24 protein-coding genes are annotated in these 19,451 nt (G+C 29.9%); 16 read left to right on the top strand and 8 right to left on the bottom strand.

What is annotated here, in order from left to right:
- Positions 1-22 precede the first annotated feature (22 nt).
- Positions 23-1,081: a ribonuclease D gene (locus SAR11G3_RS04435; RefSeq protein ID WP_013695589.1), complete on the top strand. Its 1,059-nt coding sequence runs from the start codon at positions 23-25 to the stop codon at positions 1,079-1,081.
- 28 nt (positions 1,082-1,109) lie between these two features.
- Here SAR11G3_RS04435 and SAR11G3_RS04430 read toward each other — a convergent pair whose 3' ends face one another.
- The gene (locus SAR11G3_RS04430; protein WP_013695588.1) at positions 1,110-1,736 is read right to left on the bottom strand and encodes a DnaA ATPase domain-containing protein; all 627 of its coding nucleotides are present in this window, start codon (positions 1,734-1,736) and stop codon (positions 1,110-1,112) included.
- Entirely contained in the window at positions 1,729-2,811 is a 1,083-nt protein-coding gene (locus SAR11G3_RS04425) for a hypothetical protein (RefSeq protein ID WP_013695587.1), read from the bottom strand. The genes SAR11G3_RS04430 and SAR11G3_RS04425 overlap by 8 nt, the downstream gene beginning before the upstream one ends.
- A gap of 7 nt (positions 2,812-2,818) precedes the next feature.
- On the opposite strand from SAR11G3_RS04425, the gene purM reads away from it, so the two are divergent.
- The 3 genes from purM to purN are packed head-to-tail and all read left to right on the top strand — an operon-like array spanning position 2,819 to position 4,411.
- On the top strand, positions 2,819-3,448 hold the full coding sequence (gene purM / locus SAR11G3_RS07550) for a phosphoribosylformylglycinamidine cyclo-ligase (RefSeq protein WP_013695586.1): 630 nt from the start codon (positions 2,819-2,821) through the stop codon (positions 3,446-3,448).
- Positions 3,445-3,864, top strand: coding sequence for an AIR synthase-related protein (locus SAR11G3_RS07545; RefSeq protein ID WP_315861714.1), 420 nt, complete (start codon positions 3,445-3,447; stop codon positions 3,862-3,864). The genes purM and SAR11G3_RS07545 overlap by 4 nt, the downstream gene beginning before the upstream one ends.
- Positions 3,845-4,411, top strand: coding sequence for a phosphoribosylglycinamide formyltransferase (gene purN / locus SAR11G3_RS04415; RefSeq protein ID WP_013695584.1), 567 nt, complete (start codon positions 3,845-3,847; stop codon positions 4,409-4,411). The genes SAR11G3_RS07545 and purN overlap by 20 nt, the downstream gene beginning before the upstream one ends.
- Here purN and ndk read toward each other — a convergent pair whose 3' ends face one another.
- Together ndk and SAR11G3_RS04405 are read right to left on the bottom strand one after the other, a co-directional pair.
- On the bottom strand, positions 4,412-4,813 hold the full coding sequence (gene ndk, locus SAR11G3_RS04410; RefSeq protein ID WP_013695583.1) for a nucleoside-diphosphate kinase: 402 nt from the start codon (positions 4,811-4,813) through the stop codon (positions 4,412-4,414).
- A 1-nt stretch (position 4,814) separates the two neighbouring features.
- Positions 4,815-6,284 (bottom strand): leucyl aminopeptidase, encoded by a 1,470-nt coding sequence (locus SAR11G3_RS04405; protein ID WP_013695582.1) that lies wholly within the window; start codon positions 6,282-6,284, stop codon positions 4,815-4,817.
- Between the two features lie 38 nt (positions 6,285-6,322).
- On the opposite strand from SAR11G3_RS04405, the gene SAR11G3_RS04400 reads away from it, so the two are divergent.
- The 6 genes from SAR11G3_RS04400 to rsmA are packed head-to-tail and all read left to right on the top strand — an operon-like array spanning position 6,323 to position 13,117.
- Entirely contained in the window at positions 6,323-7,399 is a 1,077-nt protein-coding gene (locus tag SAR11G3_RS04400) for an LptF/LptG family permease (protein WP_013695581.1), read from the top strand.
- Entirely contained in the window at positions 7,396-8,523 is a 1,128-nt protein-coding gene (locus SAR11G3_RS04395; protein WP_013695580.1) for an LptF/LptG family permease, read from the top strand. The genes SAR11G3_RS04400 and SAR11G3_RS04395 overlap by 4 nt, the downstream gene beginning before the upstream one ends.
- Positions 8,513-10,843: an LPS-assembly protein LptD gene (locus SAR11G3_RS04390; RefSeq protein WP_013695579.1), complete on the top strand. Its 2,331-nt coding sequence runs from the start codon at positions 8,513-8,515 to the stop codon at positions 10,841-10,843. Before SAR11G3_RS04395 ends, SAR11G3_RS04390 begins: the two co-directional genes overlap by 11 nt.
- An 11-nt stretch (positions 10,844-10,854) precedes the next feature.
- Positions 10,855-11,448 carry a hypothetical protein gene (locus SAR11G3_RS04385; protein ID WP_013695578.1) on the top strand — a complete coding sequence of 198 codons (594 nt, stop codon included), beginning with the start codon at positions 10,855-10,857 and terminating at the stop codon, positions 11,446-11,448.
- Entirely contained in the window at positions 11,445-12,344 is a 900-nt protein-coding gene (locus tag SAR11G3_RS04380; protein WP_013695577.1) for a 4-hydroxythreonine-4-phosphate dehydrogenase PdxA, read from the top strand. Before SAR11G3_RS04385 ends, SAR11G3_RS04380 begins: the two co-directional genes overlap by 4 nt.
- A complete protein-coding gene (gene rsmA, locus SAR11G3_RS04375) occupies positions 12,341-13,117 on the top strand; it encodes a 16S rRNA (adenine(1518)-N(6)/adenine(1519)-N(6))-dimethyltransferase RsmA (protein WP_013695576.1) in 777 nt (258 codons plus the stop codon). The genes SAR11G3_RS04380 and rsmA overlap by 4 nt, the downstream gene beginning before the upstream one ends.
- On the opposite strand, the gene gmk is transcribed toward rsmA, so the two are convergent.
- The 4 genes from gmk to fabD form a co-directional block, all read right to left on the bottom strand.
- Positions 13,114-13,743 (bottom strand): guanylate kinase, encoded by a 630-nt coding sequence (gene gmk / locus SAR11G3_RS04370; RefSeq protein WP_013695575.1) that lies wholly within the window; start codon positions 13,741-13,743, stop codon positions 13,114-13,116. The two genes, rsmA and gmk, sit on opposite strands and share 4 nt — an antisense overlap.
- Positions 13,721-13,960, bottom strand: a complete 240-nt coding sequence (locus SAR11G3_RS04365; RefSeq protein ID WP_013695574.1) for an acyl carrier protein — start codon at positions 13,958-13,960, stop codon at positions 13,721-13,723. The genes gmk and SAR11G3_RS04365 overlap by 23 nt, the downstream gene beginning before the upstream one ends.
- Before the next feature lie 61 nt (positions 13,961-14,021).
- Positions 14,022-14,762: a 3-oxoacyl-ACP reductase FabG gene (gene fabG / locus SAR11G3_RS04360; RefSeq protein ID WP_013695573.1), complete on the bottom strand. Its 741-nt coding sequence runs from the start codon at positions 14,760-14,762 to the stop codon at positions 14,022-14,024.
- The gene (gene fabD / locus SAR11G3_RS04355) at positions 14,759-15,679 is read right to left on the bottom strand and encodes an ACP S-malonyltransferase (RefSeq protein ID WP_013695572.1); all 921 of its coding nucleotides are present in this window, start codon (positions 15,677-15,679) and stop codon (positions 14,759-14,761) included. The genes fabG and fabD overlap by 4 nt, the downstream gene beginning before the upstream one ends.
- A gap of 81 nt (positions 15,680-15,760) precedes the next feature.
- Here fabD and rpsF point away from each other — a divergent pair, with 81 nt between their 5' ends.
- The 6 genes from rpsF to SAR11G3_RS07700 all read left to right on the top strand — a co-directional run bounded on the left by rpsF (position 15,761) and on the right by SAR11G3_RS07700 (position 19,451).
- Positions 15,761-16,084, top strand: a complete 324-nt coding sequence (gene rpsF / locus SAR11G3_RS04350) for a 30S ribosomal protein S6 (protein WP_013695571.1) — start codon at positions 15,761-15,763, stop codon at positions 16,082-16,084.
- Complete coding sequence (rpsR, locus tag SAR11G3_RS04345) at positions 16,084-16,365, top strand: 30S ribosomal protein S18 (protein ID WP_013695570.1); 282 nt, start codon at positions 16,084-16,086, stop codon at positions 16,363-16,365. The genes rpsF and rpsR overlap by 1 nt, the downstream gene beginning before the upstream one ends.
- A gap of 1 nt (position 16,366) precedes the next feature.
- A complete protein-coding gene (gene rplI, locus SAR11G3_RS04340) occupies positions 16,367-16,819 on the top strand; it encodes a 50S ribosomal protein L9 (protein ID WP_013695569.1) in 453 nt (150 codons plus the stop codon).
- 83 nt (positions 16,820-16,902) lie between these two features.
- Positions 16,903-18,324 (top strand): replicative DNA helicase, encoded by a 1,422-nt coding sequence (locus SAR11G3_RS04335; protein ID WP_013695568.1) that lies wholly within the window; start codon positions 16,903-16,905, stop codon positions 18,322-18,324.
- Between the two features lie 52 nt (positions 18,325-18,376).
- A complete protein-coding gene (locus SAR11G3_RS07705) occupies positions 18,377-18,841 on the top strand; it encodes an alanine racemase (protein WP_013695567.1) in 465 nt (154 codons plus the stop codon).
- Positions 18,842-18,854: 13 nt separating this feature from the next.
- Entirely contained in the window at positions 18,855-19,451 is a 597-nt protein-coding gene (locus tag SAR11G3_RS07700) for an alanine racemase (protein ID WP_013695566.1), read from the top strand.

Raw genomic sequence — 19,451 nt, 5'->3', positions numbered from 1 at the left:
AAAAACAATCAATTAAAAGTTAATGATCATTCAATCCAACCAAGATCTTGAAAAATTTTGCAAACTAGCATCTAGGAAGAAAGTTTTGTTTATAGATACTGAGTTTGACAGACGTAATACCTACTATTCAGAATTGTCATTTATAAGTGTCTATGATGGAACTAAGTTTTGGCTAATCGACTGCCTTACCGACATCAAGGTAGAAGCTTTATCGAAAGTGTTAAATAATAAAAAAATTACCAAGGTATTGCATGGGTCTCAGCAAGATTTAGAAATTTTTAAACACCTCCAACTACCCCTCAACTCTTTATTTGACACACAAACAGCAGCCCAATTTTGCGGGTTTGAACAGCCTATTTCTTACGCTAATGCTGTATTAAAAATTTGTAAAGTAAGCTTGGATAAGCAACTACAAAATAGTGATTGGTTAAAAAGACCTGTAAATAAAAAAACTATCGAATATTTAAAAAATGATGTGAAATATTTAAAGCCCCTGTACGCTTTCTTTTCAAAAGAATTAAAAAAAAATAAAAACTTTTCCTATTTTAAGGAAGAAATGTCTATCATCGACCAAGCAAGCGAAACTATCACTAGCAGCCTAATAAGAAAAAAAATGAACAGTAAGACAATCAACAACAAAAGCTTTCAAAGCTTGCTGCACACAAGAGAGCAATTAGCACAAAAAAAAAATCTACCCAAAAATTGGATTTTCCCAGACTCAGGTATTTTAACGATCATAAAAAACAAAGAGCACAAAGATATTAAAGAGAATAAGAATTTAACTTTTCAAGAAAAGAAAATGTTCATAAACAAATTTAAAAAAATTAAGGTACAGAAAAATAATAACAAAATTACTAATGACAATATTATTAAGCTGATTAATATCATTCGATCTGAAGTCTCTAAGAATAAAAATATTTCAGAACAATTAATATCTAATAAAAATGATACTATTGCTTATCTGGAAGATGGCCTTAAAAAAAATAGCAAATGGAGAGAAAAAATATTTTATAAAATTACTGACCAGCTAGTCAAAAAAAATCTAAAAATTAAAATTAAGAAAAATACGCTAGCTTTTTAAATTTTAGACAAAACTAAATTAATTAACTTTAGGTCAATTTTTTTTTATTCTTTAGACTTTCTTCATCAATCATAACAGAAAATTTATTTACAGAATCGTACGATCGTTCTATTCTTTTGATAGTGTGTGTAATCAGTTCTTTCTTGATGGTAATTTGTTTTTCTGAAAGTTGTTTCATTAACACAGAGCAAAGAAGCGTGTCTGAAGGATTGGAAATTTCTAAATTTAACATTGATTTAAAACGAGAGGAAAGATCCTGTAATTGAAAAGAAATGCGAGAGGAGTCTTGTGTGGAGGAAAATATTAAATATTTATTGTTATTTTTAAATTCATTAAACAACAAAAAAAGGAGTTCTTCATCCGTGTTCTCTTCGACATCCTCAATAATTAGACGGTCTTGAGATAAAGCAGAAGAGACAGTTTCTTTATTTAATGTGTTTGCAGAAATTCTAAAAAAAGAATTTTTTCTCTCAAACACGGTTAATAAAAAAGTTTTTCCAGATTTTTTAGGTCCAAAAATATTGATAATGTTATCATCCCAATTGGGCCATTTTCTGAGATAATTACAAACATCTTGGTTGCTCTGTGAAATACAAAAATCTTCTTCGAAGAAATATTCCTCCGTGCTTAGATTAAAAATTTGCTGCTCACCCATTGAAACTAATGACCCATGAGCTAAAATTTTCTTTTAAAAAAATACTTTGGTCTTCCAGTCCTTCTTGGAGATTCTTAAGGCTGCCTGTGTAATATATTCTTCCTTTCAGTACTTTGGATGAAATTTCTAAGGTATTAATTTTTTTAATAGAGGCATTGGCTAACAATTCATTTCTTAACTTGTTCAATTGTTTCAAGCTTTTGAGTGGAGCAGTAAACTCTAGTGACAGCTCACTATCTGAAAAAGCGGTATTTTTACTTTTCCATAAATTCTCTACCGAATATTTAATTTCGTCTATCAATTCTAAAAACTGAGATTCTTTATTTCCATCATTTTTAAACTCTTTTTTAATCTTTTTATAATAAGAAACGCCAGACAAATTAAGCTCATATTGTACGTTACTTTTTTGGGTATCCAAGTCTATTAGAACTATAAGTGAATTGTTTAAGTTATATTTTTGAAGTATCTGTCTTTCATCAATGTCTCTAATGTTATCCATATTTAGTATTAAATTTTTTTGATCAAAAATATCGCCTTCTGGAACTAAGAAGGAAACAAAGTAACTGGAGTACTTAGATTTATCCCAATTTGCTGAAAAAAAATTATTCTCCCAAATAGTGATCGTGTCATTCTCTTTAATAATGGGAAATAACATAATGGGCTGACTGATCGTTTCTGTATAAGCAATATTTCTTGAATTAAAAAAATTCTTAACTTTGTTTTTGTCATAAACAACCGACAAATTAATTTCGTAATTGTTATCTATTTTTCGTTCTCCTTGCAGGCTAACCGTCTTGGTCATCTCTTTGGCTAATTTTGAGTCGATATTCTTGATTTTCCAAAATTGAGATTCTAATAAAATTCTTTTAGAGAGGGTTTGGAAGGAACTAATAATTCCCTTATTTATTAAATTTTGTCTAAAATTTTTTGTATTTTGAAAGCTTTCTTGAATAATTACATTTTCAACTCTATAAGCATCGCTATAACTGTAAGTTGCAGTGAATAGAAAAGATAACAACAACAAAATAATTTTGATGCTTTTAGCGAAGCTTTTAATAAAATAAAATTTAGTCATATTTATTATGTCAAAAAAAAAATTTACTTACAAAACAAGTGGTGTTGATATCAACACTACTAGTAGACTTGTAAAATATATTTCAAATTTATCAAACAAAACAAAGATCAAAGGTAGCACTATTAAATCATTTAAAAATATAGGTGGTTTTGGCTCTTTATTTGATCTTTCTCAGTACAAAATAAAAAACCCCGTATTGGTGTCAGCTACCGATGGTGTTGGGACAAAATTGGAATTAGCTAATATCACTAAAAAATATGACACGATTGGAATTGACCTAGTGGCTATGTGTGTCAATGACTTGATTGTTCAAGGAGCCAAACCTTTATTTTTTCTAGATTATATAGCTATTGGTAAGGTTGTTCCCTCTAAATACAAATCGATTTTAAAAGGTATTGCCAAGGGATGTGAAATTTCTAAATGCTACTTAGCAGGTGGTGAGACTGCAGAAATGCCTGGGATCTATTCCAAAGATGGTTTTGATTTAGCTGGATTTTCTGTGGGTGTTACAGATAAAAAAAGAATTTTAAAAAGCCAGCAAATTAAAAAGGGGGATACTATTCTTGCCATCCCCTCTTCTGGTGTCCACTCGAATGGATTTTCATTGGTTAGAAAAATTTTAAAAGAAAAAAAATAACCTATACCGCAAAAAACAAAAAGCTATACCAAGACCTTCTAGCCCCTACTAAAATTTATACTAAAGAAATTCAAAAACTATTTGAACAAAATTTAATAAATGGAGCTTGCAATATTACCGGCGGTGGACTAGCAGAAAATATTCCTAGAGTGTTGCCAAAAAATGTTTCGGCCAAAATAGATCTTACTAAAGTTAAGGTGAAAAAAATCTTTTCTTGGATTGGTAAACAAGGGGTTGATCAAAATGAGATGTTGAAGACTTTTAATTGTGGTGTTGGATTTGTCGTATTTGCCAAAACTAACAATATAGCAAAAATTACCAAAGTATTTAAATCTCCTTACAAGCCTTATGTAATTGGAACTGTCACTGGTTCCTCTTCCTCCAACATTACCTTTGATGGCAATCTCAAATTTTAAAAAAAAAATTGCTGTTTTTTTATCAGGCAGAGGTTCTAATTTAAAAAATCTTTATAAATTTTCAAAAACTAAATCATCCAAATTTACTATCCATCTAGTTATTTCAAATAAAAAAGATACCAAGGGCATTTTGTTTTCTAAGTCCAAAAAAATTAAGTCTTATTCTATTGATAAAAAAATGAGTGAATTTGAACGGAAGAGCTTATTCTTAATCAGTAGAGAAAATATTGACGTTATATGCTTGGCTGGTTTTATGAGAATTTTATCTAAAACATTTGTACAGAAATGCAAAATACCAATTATCAATATACATCCTTCGCTCCTACCCAAATACAAGGGCCTAAAAACTCATGCTAGAGCTATCGAGAATAAAGATGTATACTCAGGATGCACGGTTCACCATGTGACTTCTAAATTAGATTCTGGAACAATAATTTTACAAAAGAAAGTTAAAATTCTTAAGAAAGATACAGCAACCACTCTTTCTAAAAAAGTATTAAAAGTGGAACACCAAATTTACCCCATCGCTCTTAATAAAATTTGCTAATTATTGTTTGAAAAAAAGATCTATTTCTCTTTTAGAACTTTCAGAAGAATCAGATCCGTGTACAGAATTTTTATCAATTGATATTGCAAACATTTTTCTGATAGTTCCCTCTTGAGCTTCGCTTGGGTTCGTAGCTCCCATTAAGTCTCTGTTCTTTTGAATGGCATTATCTCCCTCTAAAACGATAGCCACTAAAGGTCCTGAACTAATGTAACTACATAAGTCTTTAAAGAAAGGTCTTTCCGAATGCATCTCATAGAATTTTTGAGCAAATTCTAGAGTTACATGAATTTTTTTTATTTCTTTAATGGTTAAATTGTTTTCTTCAAAAACAGTTACAATTTTTCCGATCAAATTTCTTTCTACTGCGTCCGGCTTAATTAATGATAACGTTTGTTCCATATTATTTTTCGTAATGCTCCTTGATTAGTCTGTTTAGTAATTTTACTCCATAACCTGTAGCGCCTTCTGGGGTAATTTCTGTATCTTTTTTAATCCATGCCATACCCGCTATATCTAAGTGAGCCCATGGTGTTTTGTGTCTGATAAACCTTTGCAAGAATTGAGCTGCTGTTATAGATCCAGCACCTCCCGAATAATTAATATTTTGTAGATCTGCGATTTTAGAATCCATCAAACGATCAAAATTCTCATGTAGTGGAAATCTCCATGCTTTTTCGTTGTCTTTCATTCCTGTGTCGTGAATTTGTTGAGCTAGCTTGTCGTTATTTGAGAATAGTCCAGCATACTCATTTCCTAATGCTACTACTATAGCTCCTGTCAAAGTTGCAAGATTGATAATAAATTTTGGTTTAAATCTATCTTCTGTGTAAGCGATAGCATCTGCCAAAACTAGCCGTCCTTCCGCATCTGTGTTTAAAACTTCTATAGATTGTCCTGCATAACTGATCACCACATCGCCTGGTCTTTGTGCGTTTCCATCGACCATATTTTCAACTAAGCCTACTACACCCACAACGTTAACTTTGGCTTTTCTAAGTGCTAAGGTTTTCATTAAACCTGTGACTGTTCCAGCTCCACCCATGTCGTATTTCATGTCTTCCATGAATCTTGCAGGCTTTAAAGAAATTCCTCCAGTGTCAAAACAAACACCTTTTCCAACAAACGCAACTGGCTTTTCTTTCGATGATTTATCACCATTCCATCTCATGATTGCCAAGTAAGAACTATTAGTACTACCTTGGCCAACTCCCAAAAGAGCATTCATACCTAAGGACTTCATTTTTTTTTCATCTAAAATCTCAATGGATAACCCTGTTTTTTTTAGTTTATTGATTTCATCTACAAATTTTTTAGGATTTAAAATGTTTGCTGGCAAGGTTACTAAATTTCTAGTTTCTTCAATACCGTCGTACACATTTTTTGCGTACTTAATCGATTTTGTGATTTGATCTTTTTTCTTAGTAACTACTGAAAGCGACTTTAGTATTTTTTTTTCAATGTCTTTTTTTAGTTTGTAATTTTTAAATGAGTAGCTTTTAGAATAAAAACCTAGAAAGAAATTAGAAGAAAAAGAACTTGATGCTTTTTCTACAAGTGAACATCCTTCAAAAAATACATTCGCTTCTTTAAAACTTGCTAAAGCTGAATATGCTAGGCCACCAATTTTTTGGGCGTCATAGTCATTGGTTTTATCCTTAATTTTAAATATGATAATTTTATGTTTTTTACCCTTTTCCCAAAGGTCGCCTGTGGCATGACCATCTTTTACGAAAGTTTCTTTTAATTGAAAAATTTGATCTAACTGATTCTTGCTAAAATAGTTTAAATAATTAGAAAATTTAAGATTTTTATCAGCAAAAATTACACATGCTGGAGACTTTTTATTTAAATTGTATGAGATATTAAACATATATAATAGTTAAAAAAGAATTACTATTTACATATTTTATGTTTAAAAACAAGCTGAACAACTATTTTATTGCTGAAATTTTAAGATCGTATGCTTTTGTTTTGGCGACTTTGTCTTTCTTAATTTGGATCGCCCAATCGGCTAGATTTTTATATCTTATTACAGACATGGGGCTATCTATGAGTGTGTATGTTCCATACATACTTTACCAGCTTCCTAAGATTGTTTCTCAAATGATGTTAATAAGCTTTTTAATTAGTCTTTTTATATCCATCATTAAATTTCAAAATAATAAAGAAATGGAAATTTACTGGCTATCGGGAGTAAGTAAAAAAACAATAGTTTGGACAATTCTTAAAATATCATTAGTGCCTACATTTGTGGCATTTTTTCTATACATTTATTTAGCGCCAATGACTGGGTTAATTTCAAGAAATATATTGGCAAATTCAGAGTTTACATTTGTTAATGCTTTGGTAAAAAAAAATAACTTCAACTCCCCTTTCAGGAATTTAACTGTATATGTCGGTGAAAATGATAATCGAGGCAATTTGGAAAAGGTGTATTTATTTGAAAACAACAAGACAATCATAGCCAAGCAAGGAAAAGTTTTAAATGTAGATAATAAAAATTACCTACAATTAATTGATGGTTTTATTCATCAGAAAAATAAAAATGGAAAAATTCAAATAATTAAATTTGAAGAAACTTTATACGATTTTACGAAATACAAAAGCAATCTCACCACCTATCCCAAACTTCAAGAAAGAAGTCTTTTGTGGTTATTTAATGAGCTTAAAAACAATAGAAAAGAAAAAAATAATACTATCTTTGAAATTCACAAAAGAATATTCAAACCATTGTTTATTCCAATTATTGCATTGTTATGCTGCTTTATTTTATATGGAAATAATGAGAAATTTAATTTAGTTAAATTAAGATTTTCAATATTTTCCCTAAGTGTTTTGTTCATTATTTTTTTTGAAATACTGATCAGCTTAAGCTCTTCTAATATTTTCTTTCAATATTTCTTATATTCATTTCCAATGTGTGTGGGAATTATAATATATTTTTTCTTACATAAATTTATTCAAAACGAACCTTTGGCTAAATGAATACTTTATACCCATCAAAACTCATTTATTATTTTTCTAAAGAATTTATATTCTCCTTGCTGTTAGTTTTTTTAGTTTTTTTTTCCTTATCTCTTTTGATTAACTCTGTTGGTGAACTTATTTATTTAAAAGATAAAAAATTAGAAAATGTTATTTGGATGGCAACAATACTCACGCTTGCAAAAACACCAACTACTATTATTGAACTTTCTATATTTATTTTTTTATTTTCTGGAATATTGTTTTTTGTAAAGATTCAAAAAAATAACGAAGTAAACACCATGCTGTTAGCAGGAATTTCCAAAACTCTACCTATTCTCATACCGTCTATAATTTCATTTATATGTGGGCTATTTATAATTTTTTTTCTTACTTCTATTTCATCTGCTAGTTTAAATTTTTATGAACAGGAAAAGCGTATATATTCTTCTAATGATAATTTGATTGTTATGAATAAGATGGGTCTTTGGTTCATGGAAAATACAACCAGTGGATATAATATTATTCGTGCTGACAAGATTGAAAAGAATAATTTTAATATATTAAACAATGTTACAATCTACAACTTAGATCAGGGATTCAACTTTGTTAAAAGATATGACAGTGAAAAAATTACAATTAATCAAAAAAGGTGGTCACTAAACAAAACTCAAGTTACACAAGAAAAAAAATCTTTATCAGATAGCAAAAAAGATAATGATGCCTCTCTAGTAGAAATGAGTTTTGATTCGTCAATTAATATTAACGATTTAAAAAACTATTTTACTGATGTTAATACAGTTTCTTTTTGGGAAATGTTTAAAACCATCAAAACACTAAATTCCAGGGGCTATTCTGCTGAAGAATTGAGGGTAAAGTTTCATAAATACCTATCACTTCCTTTTTATTTATTTGCAATGATTCTTGTATCTACCACATTTACAATGGGTGCCAATAAACAGTATAACACTTTTATGTATTTATTTTTTGGTACTATTTTAGGCGTTTGTATATATTTTTTAAATGACCTGTCTATATCCTTCGGTTTAAGCAACAAATTACCCTTGGCAATTTCAGTGTGGTCCCCCGTGGGATTAATTATTATTCTTAGCACAATAAATCTAATTAGGATCAATGAACGCTAAAACAATTTCATTATTTTTCGTATTTTTTTTTTCATTTTTAATGAATTTTTTTCCTGTTTATGGAGAAGATTCACTTTATGAAATTCAAGGAAAAAAAATTACTTACGAAGATGATAAAAATTTAATAATTGCATCTGGGAACGCTTATGCAAAGGATCAGCTTGGTAAAGAAATCTACTCTGATAAAATCATATATAATAAAAAAGATTTCACAATATTAACTTCTGAAAAGTCTATTTATCTTGATGGTAAAGGAAGCAGATTGGAAGCTAATGAGTTTTTTTATGATTTAAAATTAAAAAAAATAAAAGCTAGTGGTAATGTTAATTATTTTAATAATGCAGGTGACCATTTTAAATTTTCTCTTTTTGAATACTATGAAGACTTGCAAAAAGGTTCTGGGGAAAATTTTTTAGGTCAAATGGCCGATAAAAGTTCACTTGAAGGGGCTTCTGCTGAAATTGATGGAAAGAAGGGAACTTTAATTATTAACCAAGACAAATCAGGTAAAAAAAGAAATACCTACACGTCATGCGCAATTGATAAAGGTTTGAGTGCTAGTATATTGGAAAAATGTCCTGACTGGAGCGTTACTTCATCTAAAACAACTCACGATAAGAATAAAAAAATGCTTTACCACAAAAATGTTCTCGTCAATATTAGAAACGTTCCTGTATTTTACACTCCCTATTTTTCACACCCAGATCCAAGTGTTAAAAGAAAGAGTGGTTTTTTGCCACCTTCAATTAAAAATTTTACAGATTTGGGAAGATCATTCAAGACTCCTTATTTTTTAGAAATTGGTAATAGCAAAGATTTTACTTTTACTCCAGTTTATTACACAGAAGAAAACTCTATTTTCTTAGGAGAGTATAGACAAAAAAATAAATATAGTGAGCTTTATGTAGATACGAGTTATTCTCAGGGTTATAAAAAATTAAATAAAAAAAGTGATGATGGGTCTTCAATCGCAAGAACACCAGGGTCAAGAAACCACTTTTTCTTTAATTTCTTGGGTAGCTATGATGATCTGATTTTTGCTTCCAACGATCTGGAAATGAATATTCAGAAAATTTCTCAAAAAAATTATTTAAAAGTTCATCAAATAAACACTCCTAATATTAAGCAAGATATATCGGCTTTGCAAAATGATATAATTTTACGTTCCTACGAGGATAGCAAGCAACTAACTCTAGAAGCTTACGTTTATGAAAATCTAAACGAAGAAAAGCATAATAAAAAATATCAGTACACCCTGCCATCCGTAACTTTCAATAATTTTTTTAGAAGATTTGATCAATCAATCAACCTTAGCAATGATTTTTCAGCGAAGAATTTAGGTGAAAATATCAACCAAACACATCAAATTAATAAAATTTCTACTAGTAGCGATTTAAAAAAGACAAAATCGATTCAAGGAATGGGCAGTATTTTTAAGACATCTATAAAAAATATTAATATTTATAACGACAATGTTGAGAATGCTAAAGAAAACTTGAATAATGATGTCTATTTAACACTAGCTATGGAGAATAATTACCCGTTGGTAAAATATAACGACAAAACTGAACAATCTATTAGTCCCATTATATTTTCAAAATATACCACAGGTTCAATGGAAAATGCTGCTGATCAAAACAAAATATTAAATTACCAGGATATTCTTTCAATGGACAGAACCAACAGTTCAACAAACATTGAAACCGGAGCAAGTGTTGGATACGGGGCTGAATACAACATAAATAAAAAAAATTTAAAAAATGAAGTATATCTAGATGCGGGATTTTCAATGGGTCAAATTTTAAAGAAAAGTAGATTAAAAGAAATGCCAAAGAGCTCTTCCCTTCAAGAAAAAAAGTCAGACTATGTTGGCAATGCTTCATTTAAAGTAAGCAGTGAGAAGTTTAGCGGCGGTCAATTTGATATTGATTACAATTACATACTGAACAAAAATTTTAACACTTTTTTAAAAAATGAAATTATCACCACACTTAGTAACAATAATAACAATTTATCATTAAGCTATTATGAGGAAAGCAAGATAGGCTCAAAACATTATGTCGAAACGAAATACCAAAGAGAATTTAAAGATAATCTAAGCTTTTCAATGGGGTTAAGAAAAAACTTACAAGAAGACTTTACGGAAAGAAATTTTATTGAAACAAATTATGAAAGTGATTGTCTGAAAATTGGTCTGACTTTATCAAAAATATTTTATCAGGATGAAGAACTTAAGCCTAGCAACAATTTGACATTTTCTATTGTGTTAAAACCATTTGGATCGCCTGTTGCACCTGACTTATCTGGTTTCTTAAATTAATACCAAAGCAAATGAAAAAAATATTATTTATTTTTATTATTTTTTTCTCTACGACTGCCAATTCAAATGAAAAAATAATAACACTAGCAACTGTAAACAACATCTCTATTACTAACATTGATTTAAAAGATGAGATGTTAATTATCAGGGCTTTAAATAACTTTAAAGAAATAGAAAAAAACACACTACAACAATCAGCTTTTCAAGGTTTAGTGGATCAGGCTTCTAAGGAAATTGAAATAATAAATAATAAAATTGAAATTAAAGAAGCAATAACAAACCAAGCACTGACTAATCTTAAAAAAAAACTTAACGATAACGGAATTAAATCTAAAAGAATTTTTAATAAGATTAAAAAAAAAAGTGAGATAGACTATGCTTGGAATGTATTAATTTCGAGAAAATATAGCTGGAAACTAAATGTTAATATTAATGAAATTGAACAAAAATTAACTGCATTAGGATATGTGGATTCAAACAATCCTGACACTATTAAAGAAAAAGAGAAATTGACTGCAGGAGCAAAAAATAAAAAATTTGATTTCTATTCAAGAGCTCACCTTGAGCAGGCAAAAAGAGAACTGTTAATTAAAATAATAAAATGAAAAAAACCATTCTTATTTTAACTTCTGATCCACTTAGCATTAATTATGAAATTATAAAAAAATCTCAAAACTTTTTTAAAAAAAAGCTACACAACAAGTATCTATTTGTTGGTGATCAAAAAGATCTCTGTAATAATATTAAAAAAGATAACAAATTAATAGATTTCTTGAATGTTAAAAGAGGTACGAATACAAAAGTTTATTTAAAAAAATGCTTTGAGCTTGCCTTTAAACTTCTAAAAAATAAAGAAGCAGATGGATTAATTAACTTACCGCTTAATAAGCGTTTTTTGCCAGGGAATTACGCTGGATTTACAGAATATATTGCAGATGCATTTAATAAAAAAGGTAAAGAAACAATGCTTTTGTATAATCAAAATTTTTCCGTATGCCCAAACACAACGCATATTAAGATTAAAGATGTATCTAGAAATTTAAACCAAAAAAAAATTATTACCAACATTACTAATATAGATAATTTTTACAAAAATATTCCTGGTGTCAAGAGACCAATGATTGGAGTAATGGGTCTGAACCCTCATAGCGGTATGGATTTTGAAAAAAACACAGAAGAGAATAGTGTTATTAATCCTGCTATTAAAAAACTAATTAAAAACAAGATAAGGGTAATTGGCCCTTTAGTTCCGGACGTAGCATTTAATGAAGTTAATAAAAAAAAAATCAATTGTTTGGTGGGTCATTACCACGACCAAGTGCTTCCAACCTTTAAATATATCCATAAATTTGATGCTATAAATATAACTTTAGGTCTTCCCTTTTTAAGAATTTCACCTGATCATGGTACTGCTAGCAATTTAAGGAATAAAAACCTAGCCAATCCTGAAAGTTTTATTGCTGCTTTAAAGTTTTTTGAAAAGCACTATAAAAAAATATGAAAAAAAAATTTGGTCAAAATTTTTTAAATAACCAAACTATTATTGATCAAATCATAACATCTGCAAACATCACTAAAGATTCTATAGTTTATGAGGTTGGTCCTGGCGATGGAGCTTTAAGTAGAGAAATTGTTAAAATTAATCCAAAAAAGTATCTAGCTGTTGAAATAGATAAGGGCTTAATTCAAAAATTGGATGATGTTTTTGCTAAAAAGGAGCATTGGATAATTAATGAAGATGCATTACAATTCGATGAAACATCCGTGTTTTCAAAAAATGTAACTATAATTTCCAACCTTCCCTATAACATTTCTCTGAAACTACTTCTTAAATGGATTAATCAATACATAACTAACCCATGGTTTGATCAAATGATCTTAATGTTTCAAAAGGAAGTTGGGGAAAGAATTCTTTCAGAAGAAAATTCAAAAAAATATGGACGAATATCTCTGATAGTATCTGCCTTCTTTCAGTGTTCAAAAATTTTAGACATAAATAAAAATGACTTCTTTCCTGTTCCAAAAGTCGATTCGGTTATGATTAAATTTGTTCCTTTGAAAAAAACTATTATAAATAATAAAAATATTCATAAACTTGAGCTTTTATCTAAAACTTTGTTTGCTAATAGAAGGAAAAAACTGAAAAATAAAATCAAGCAATTATTTGATGAAAGAGTTATTGAAGAAAATAAGCTAGATCAGTATTTTGACTTGAGAGCGGAAAATATAAGTAAAGAAAATTTTTATCAGTTGACAAAACTGTTAAAGGATTAAAATTTTAAAATAGTTTTTCCAGATGATTTGTGCTTTTGTATTTCTAAAATTTTTTTAATTTCTTTTAAACATTGTTTTAAGTCTTTATTAACAACTGCATAGTCATACTCATTCCAATGCGCTATTTCTTTTTTAGCTTTACTCATTCTATTATTAACAAATGCCAAGCTAGATTCTCTTTTCATTAATCTTTGTTTCAAAACCTTTAAGGATGGGGGTAGAATAAATATACTAACGGTATCAGTTGCCTTTTTTTTTCTGACCTGCCTTGCACCTTGCCAATCAATATCCAATAGGATATTTTTGCCTTTGCTTAGCTTGTTCGTAATTTCTTTTTGGGACGTTCCATAAAAATTATCAAATACTTTTGCATGTTCTAGAAAGTGTTTTTGCTTAATCTTTGTTTGAAAAAATTTCTTGGATACAAAATGATAATCTACTTTATTGATTTCATTAGATCTTGGTTTTCTAGTGGTTAGGGATACCGAAAGTTCGATGTTGAGTTTTTTAGAAACTAATTTTTTGGCTATAGTAGTTTTACCCGCACCCGAAGGGGAGGAAATAACAATCAGAACTCCCCTTTTTTTTCTTTTAACAAAAAACTTATTTAGATGTGCTATTCTCAACAAATTTTATAGCATCACCAACTGTTAGAATTTTTTCTGCTTCGCTGTCTGAAATTTCAGCTCCAAATTCTTCTTCAAATGCCATAACTAATTCTACTGTATCTAAACTATCAGCACCAAGATCATCGATAAAGCTAGCCTCATCAGTAACTTTTTCGGCATCAACACCTAAATGATCAACAATTATCTTTTTAATTTTATCTCCAACTTCGCTCATTATTATCTTTCTATTTTTGTTATATGATTATATTTTTCTTTAGATCAATAAATGAAATTAATCAAGCCATATACATGCCTCCATTCACATGTATTGTCTCCCCTGTAATGTAACCAGATAGGTTCGACGCTAAAAACATTGCTATATTTGCAATATCTTCACCTGTACCCATTTTTGCCATAGGAATGTTCTTTAATAGCATTTCTTTTTGATCATCTTTTAAAATTGAGGTCATATCTGATTCGATAAACCCTGGAGATATACAGTTTACTCTAACATTTTTTTTAGCATACTCTCTAGCCAATGACTTGGACATGGCAATAAGAGCAGCTTTGGAACTCGCGTAGTTAACCTGTCCTGCGTTTCCCAAGTGAGCAACAACCGAACTAATATTAACTATTGATCCGGATTTGTTTTTGATAAGAACTTTGATGGCTTCTTGAGCCATTAAAAAACTAGAAGTAAGGTTTACATCAATAACTTTTGTCCACTCCTCTTTTTTCATTCTTATAGCCAAATTATCTTTTGTGATTCCAGCATTATTTATTAATACATCTAGGCCACCTAACTGCTCAACACACTTTTTGAATAAATCAGGTATTTCATCATGATTTCCCAAATCAAACGCCTCTGTGAGAATGTTCGGGTATTTTGCTTTCGTTTTTTCTAAGTTTTCTTTATTAGATCCAATAATTAAAACCTTAGATCCTATCGCATAAAACTTATCTAACATTGAAAGACCGATGCCTCTAGATCCTCCTGTTAAAATTATTTTTTTATCTTTTAAGTCTGAAAATGTCATAGTTCAAGGTCCTCTCTATTGTTGTAGTTTTTAATTTCAATTTCTTTTTTAAATCTTTTAAGCATGCCACTAAGTGCTTTGCCAGGTCCTATTTCTAGAAAACTATCATTAGAATTTTTAAACATGTATTCAATGATCTCTCTCCATCGTACTCTTTTATAAATTTGTTGTATCAGTAGTTGTTTAACTTCATCAGCCTGGGTAACGGCTTCGGCAGTTACATTAGAAACTATGGGGATGAGAGGATTCTTCATACTTAGACTCATAATTAATTCTTTAATTTCTTCTGCTGCAGGTTTCATTAGCTGGCAATGAAAAGGAGCAGATACAGGAAGTGAGATGCTTTTTTTTGAAAGCTTTTGCTTAATAGCAATTAAACATTCATCAACTTCTGATTTTTTTCCACTTACTACTATTTGGCCTGGGCAATTGTCATTAGAAATTTCAACCGTTGAACAATTAGATTCTTTAATCAACTGTTCTATGTCATTAATCTCTGAACCAAGAATAGCCGCCATACTGCCCTCCCCCGGTTTGACTGCGCTTTGCATTGCTTGACCTCTAGCTCTTAATATTTTTGCAGCATCGGCTAAACTTAAAGATTCTGCACAAACAAGCGCTGTGTATTCTCCCAAAGAATGACCTGCGCAAAAAGAAAAATCTGTAATTTTAAGGTTATTCTTTTTTTGCAATACCCTAAATATAGCAACACCTGTTGCCATAATTGCAGGCTGGGTATTAGCTGTTAGGTTCAGATCCGAAGCCTCGCCTCTAAAGATAATGTCGCTCAAATTGCTTTGCAAAACGTCATCTACTTCCTGGTATACCTCTTTGGCTTCGTCAAAAGCTTCATAAACATCAAGACCCATACCGACATATTGGGACCCTTGGCCTGGAAATAATATTGATTTTTTCAATGTAATAAGTTCTTTATATAGCTTGATATGACGAAGATAATATTATATTCAACTGTTTTTTTAAACACTTATAATTATTAAATGAACTACTACGAACATACATATATTACTGTCCCAGAACTAAATGAAGAGAGTTCTAACTCTATAAAAGAAAAGATTGAAGAAATTTTAAAGAAAAATGACAGCAAAATTGTCAAAGAAGAAAATTGGGGAGTAAGATCTTTAGCTTATTCTATTAAAAAGAATTACAGAGGAAAATACAGCAACCTTTATATCGAAGGAAATAGTAAGGTTATCAAGGAATTGGAAAAATTTGAAAGATATGATGAAAGAATAATAAAATTTCTTTCTATGAAAATTAAAAAAATACCAGAAGAAGAATCTGGTCTAACGGTAACTTCATAATGGTTAAAAGAAAAGAAAAAGGTAAAAAAAAATTCAATAAAGGTGGTAATGCACTTTTTAACAAATCTACGGCTAAACCAAATAAGTCTTGTCCGTTAAGTGGTAAGGGTGCCCCTGAAATCAATTACAAAAACATCAAACTATTAAAAAAATACGTATCAGATACTGCGAAAATTTTGCCTAGCAGAATAACCAATGTATCTTTTGGAAAACAAAGGGCGCTTTCTAAAGAAATTAAAAAAGCAAGAGTTTTGGCTTTAATGCCATACGTTGGTAATTAACATGCAAGTAATTCTACTAGAAAATATAAAAAAACTTGGAGCAATCGGTGAAAAGGTAACTGTCAAAGATGGTTATGCAAGAAATTTTTTATTAAAAAATAAAAAAGCTCTAGTGGCCAATAAAAAAAATACTGAATATTTTGACCAGCAAAAGAGCGAAATCAATAAGAAAAATGAAATTGAAAAAAACAAAGCTAACGCAACATTCCAAATACTAAACAATGTGGAATTGGAAATTTACAAAGAAGCTATGGAAAATGGTCTGCTTTATGGATCTATTAACATTAAAGAAATTGTGACTTTGATCAAAGAGCAAAAAAATTTAGATATATCTGCAGAAAAAATTGAAATAAAAGGTCAATTAAAAAATACAGGTATTTCAAAAGTCTACATTAATTTACACGCTGAAGTAATTGCTGCTATCAATTTAAATGTAAAACCAAAAGTTGAATAATCCAAATATTTAACTAACTTCTCCACACATCCGTCAAAACATTATTGTTGAACCTTTGGTGTTAGATAATACTATTATAGTTCATGAGCTCTCTTAAAAATGTGGAAATATTATCTGGATTAGACACATCCCCACAAAATCTTGAAGCTGAGCAGACGGTGTTAGGAACCATATTGCTCTCCAATGAAATATTTGATGAAATTGCAGATATTAATGAAGATTTTTTTTTCAATCCTATCAATAAAAAAATATACAAAATCATTAGTGACTTAATGGCTAAAGGCTTGCTAGCCAACCCGATTACTTTGAAAAACTTTTTTTCTAATGAGGATGAATTAAATGAAATAGGTGGTAGTGAGTATCTTGTTAAGCTTACTAAATTTTCGACTTCCAAACTTCAAATAAAATACTACGCTAATTTACTTCACGATTTAAAGATAAGAAGAAATTTAATTGACATATCTAAAGAAACGCTTGAAGAGTCTCAAAATAAAAATTCTGAAATTAGTGCTGAACAAATCATAGAATCTGCAGAAAAAAAATTATTTGATATAGCTGAGCGTGGTAAATTCAATAAGTCTTACGTTGAATTTAAAGAAGCTCTACTTGAAACTATTGCTGTTGCATCCTCTGCTTATAAAAATGAAGGTGGAATTGTTGGTGTCCCTACAGGATTAAGGGATTTGGACGATAGATTAGGAGGTTTGCATAAATCAGATTTGTTAATTATTGCTGGAAGACCATCCATGGGGAAAACAGCCCTAGCTACGAATATAGCTTTTCATGCGGCAAGACAAATACAGGAGAATAATAAAAAATCTACTGTCACCTTCTTTTCCTTAGAGATGTCATCTGAACAGCTATCAACAAGAATTCTATCTGAGCAATCTAGAGTAAAATCAAATGACATACGAAAAGGAAATATAAATCAAGATGAGTTTGAAAAGTTTATTGAAAGCTCAAAGAATTTGGAAAACTTACCACTCTTTATAGATGACACTCCAGCTATTACTATTTCTACTTTAAGCAATAGAGCGAGAAGAATCAAAAGACTTCATGGACTTGATTTGATTATAGTTGATTACATTCAGCTAATGAAATCTGGAAACTACAGAAATGAAGGTCGTGTTCAAGAAGTAGCAGAAATTACGCAAGGCTTAAAAGCATTAGCAAAAGAATTAGATGTGCCCGTTTTAGCATTATCTCAGCTATCTAGGGCTGTAGAGCAGCGTGATGATAAAAAACCACAACTGTCTGATTTGCGAGAATCTGGATCTATTGAGCAAGATGCAGATGTAGTGATGTTTGTTTATAGAGAAGAATACTATGAAGAAAAAAAAGAGCCAAGAGTTGGTACGGCTGAGCACGTAGAATGGCAAGAGAAAATGAGCTTAATTCATGGTCAAGCAGAGCTAATAATTGGAAAACAAAGACACGGCCCAACTGGTATCATAAGACTTGAGTTTGAAAGTGCATATACTAAATTTAAAGACACACAATCTTAAATTCTTGGTTACAGAAATAAAGAAATCCTTTATATAAATAGCCTTTAAAGCTATGAAACATTCTTCAGGACAAGTATCGATCAACTTAACATCTATTAAAAATAACTACCTATTTTTAAAAAGGTTTTGTAAGCCATCCGTGGTTTCCGCTACTGTTAAGGCCTCTAGTTATGGATTGGGCGAGGCTAATAAAATTGTAGCATCTTTAGTTAAGCTTAAGTGCAAAAATTTTTTCGTAGCTAATGTGAAGGAAGCTTTAAAGATTAGAAAAAAATTTAAATCAATTAATATTTTTGTATTAAATGGACTTGGTATAAAGGAGGAATCTGTTTTTTTTAAAAATAAATTAACTCCTGTATTAAATACCTATTCGCAATTTGAAAAGTGGACTAGATATCTTAAAAAAAATTACCAACGTAATATCATGATACATGTAGACACGGGAATGAACCGACTTGGTTTTCAAGAAAAGGATATTGATAAATTAAAAAAAATAAAAAAAACTATATTCATTTAAAGATATAACTTTTATGAGTCATTTAGCTTGTGCGGATGAAAAAAATAATAACTATAACAATATTCAAAAGGCTAGATTCGAGAAGATCAAAAAAGAATTTTCTAATTGCAAATATAGCTTAGCGGCATCGGGTGGGATATTTTTAGGCAAACAATATCATTATGACATGGTTAGACCTGGTATTAGTCTTTACGGCGGTAAAAGAACGTTTCACAAAGGTATCAAACATGCAGTTTCTCTCAAGGTTCCTGTTACTCAAATTAATCAAATTAAAAAAGGAGAGTCTATTGGCTACTCTAGAACTTTTTATACCAAGAAAAATACTACAACTGCCACTATTCCTATTGGGTATGCGGATGGACTAAATATTCGTTTAAGCAATAAAGGTTTTTTTCTATTTAAGGGAAAAAAAATTCCTATTATAGGAAGAGTATCTATGGATTTGATTATTTTAGATGTAACTAAATTCAAAAATAAAGTCAAAGTTGGGGACATGATTGACATATACAACTCTGATTACACAATTGATGATTTTGCAAAACAAACAGGTACTATTCCTTACAGAATTATTACTTGTATGTCTCAAAGATATGATAAAAAGTACATCTAG

This window comes from Candidatus Pelagibacter sp. IMCC9063, assembly GCF_000195085.1.
GTDB lineage: Bacteria > Pseudomonadota > Alphaproteobacteria > Pelagibacterales > Pelagibacteraceae > IMCC9063.
The sequence above is the reverse complement of the archived record's forward strand: the minus strand, read 5'-3'. Positions and strand labels throughout refer to the sequence as shown.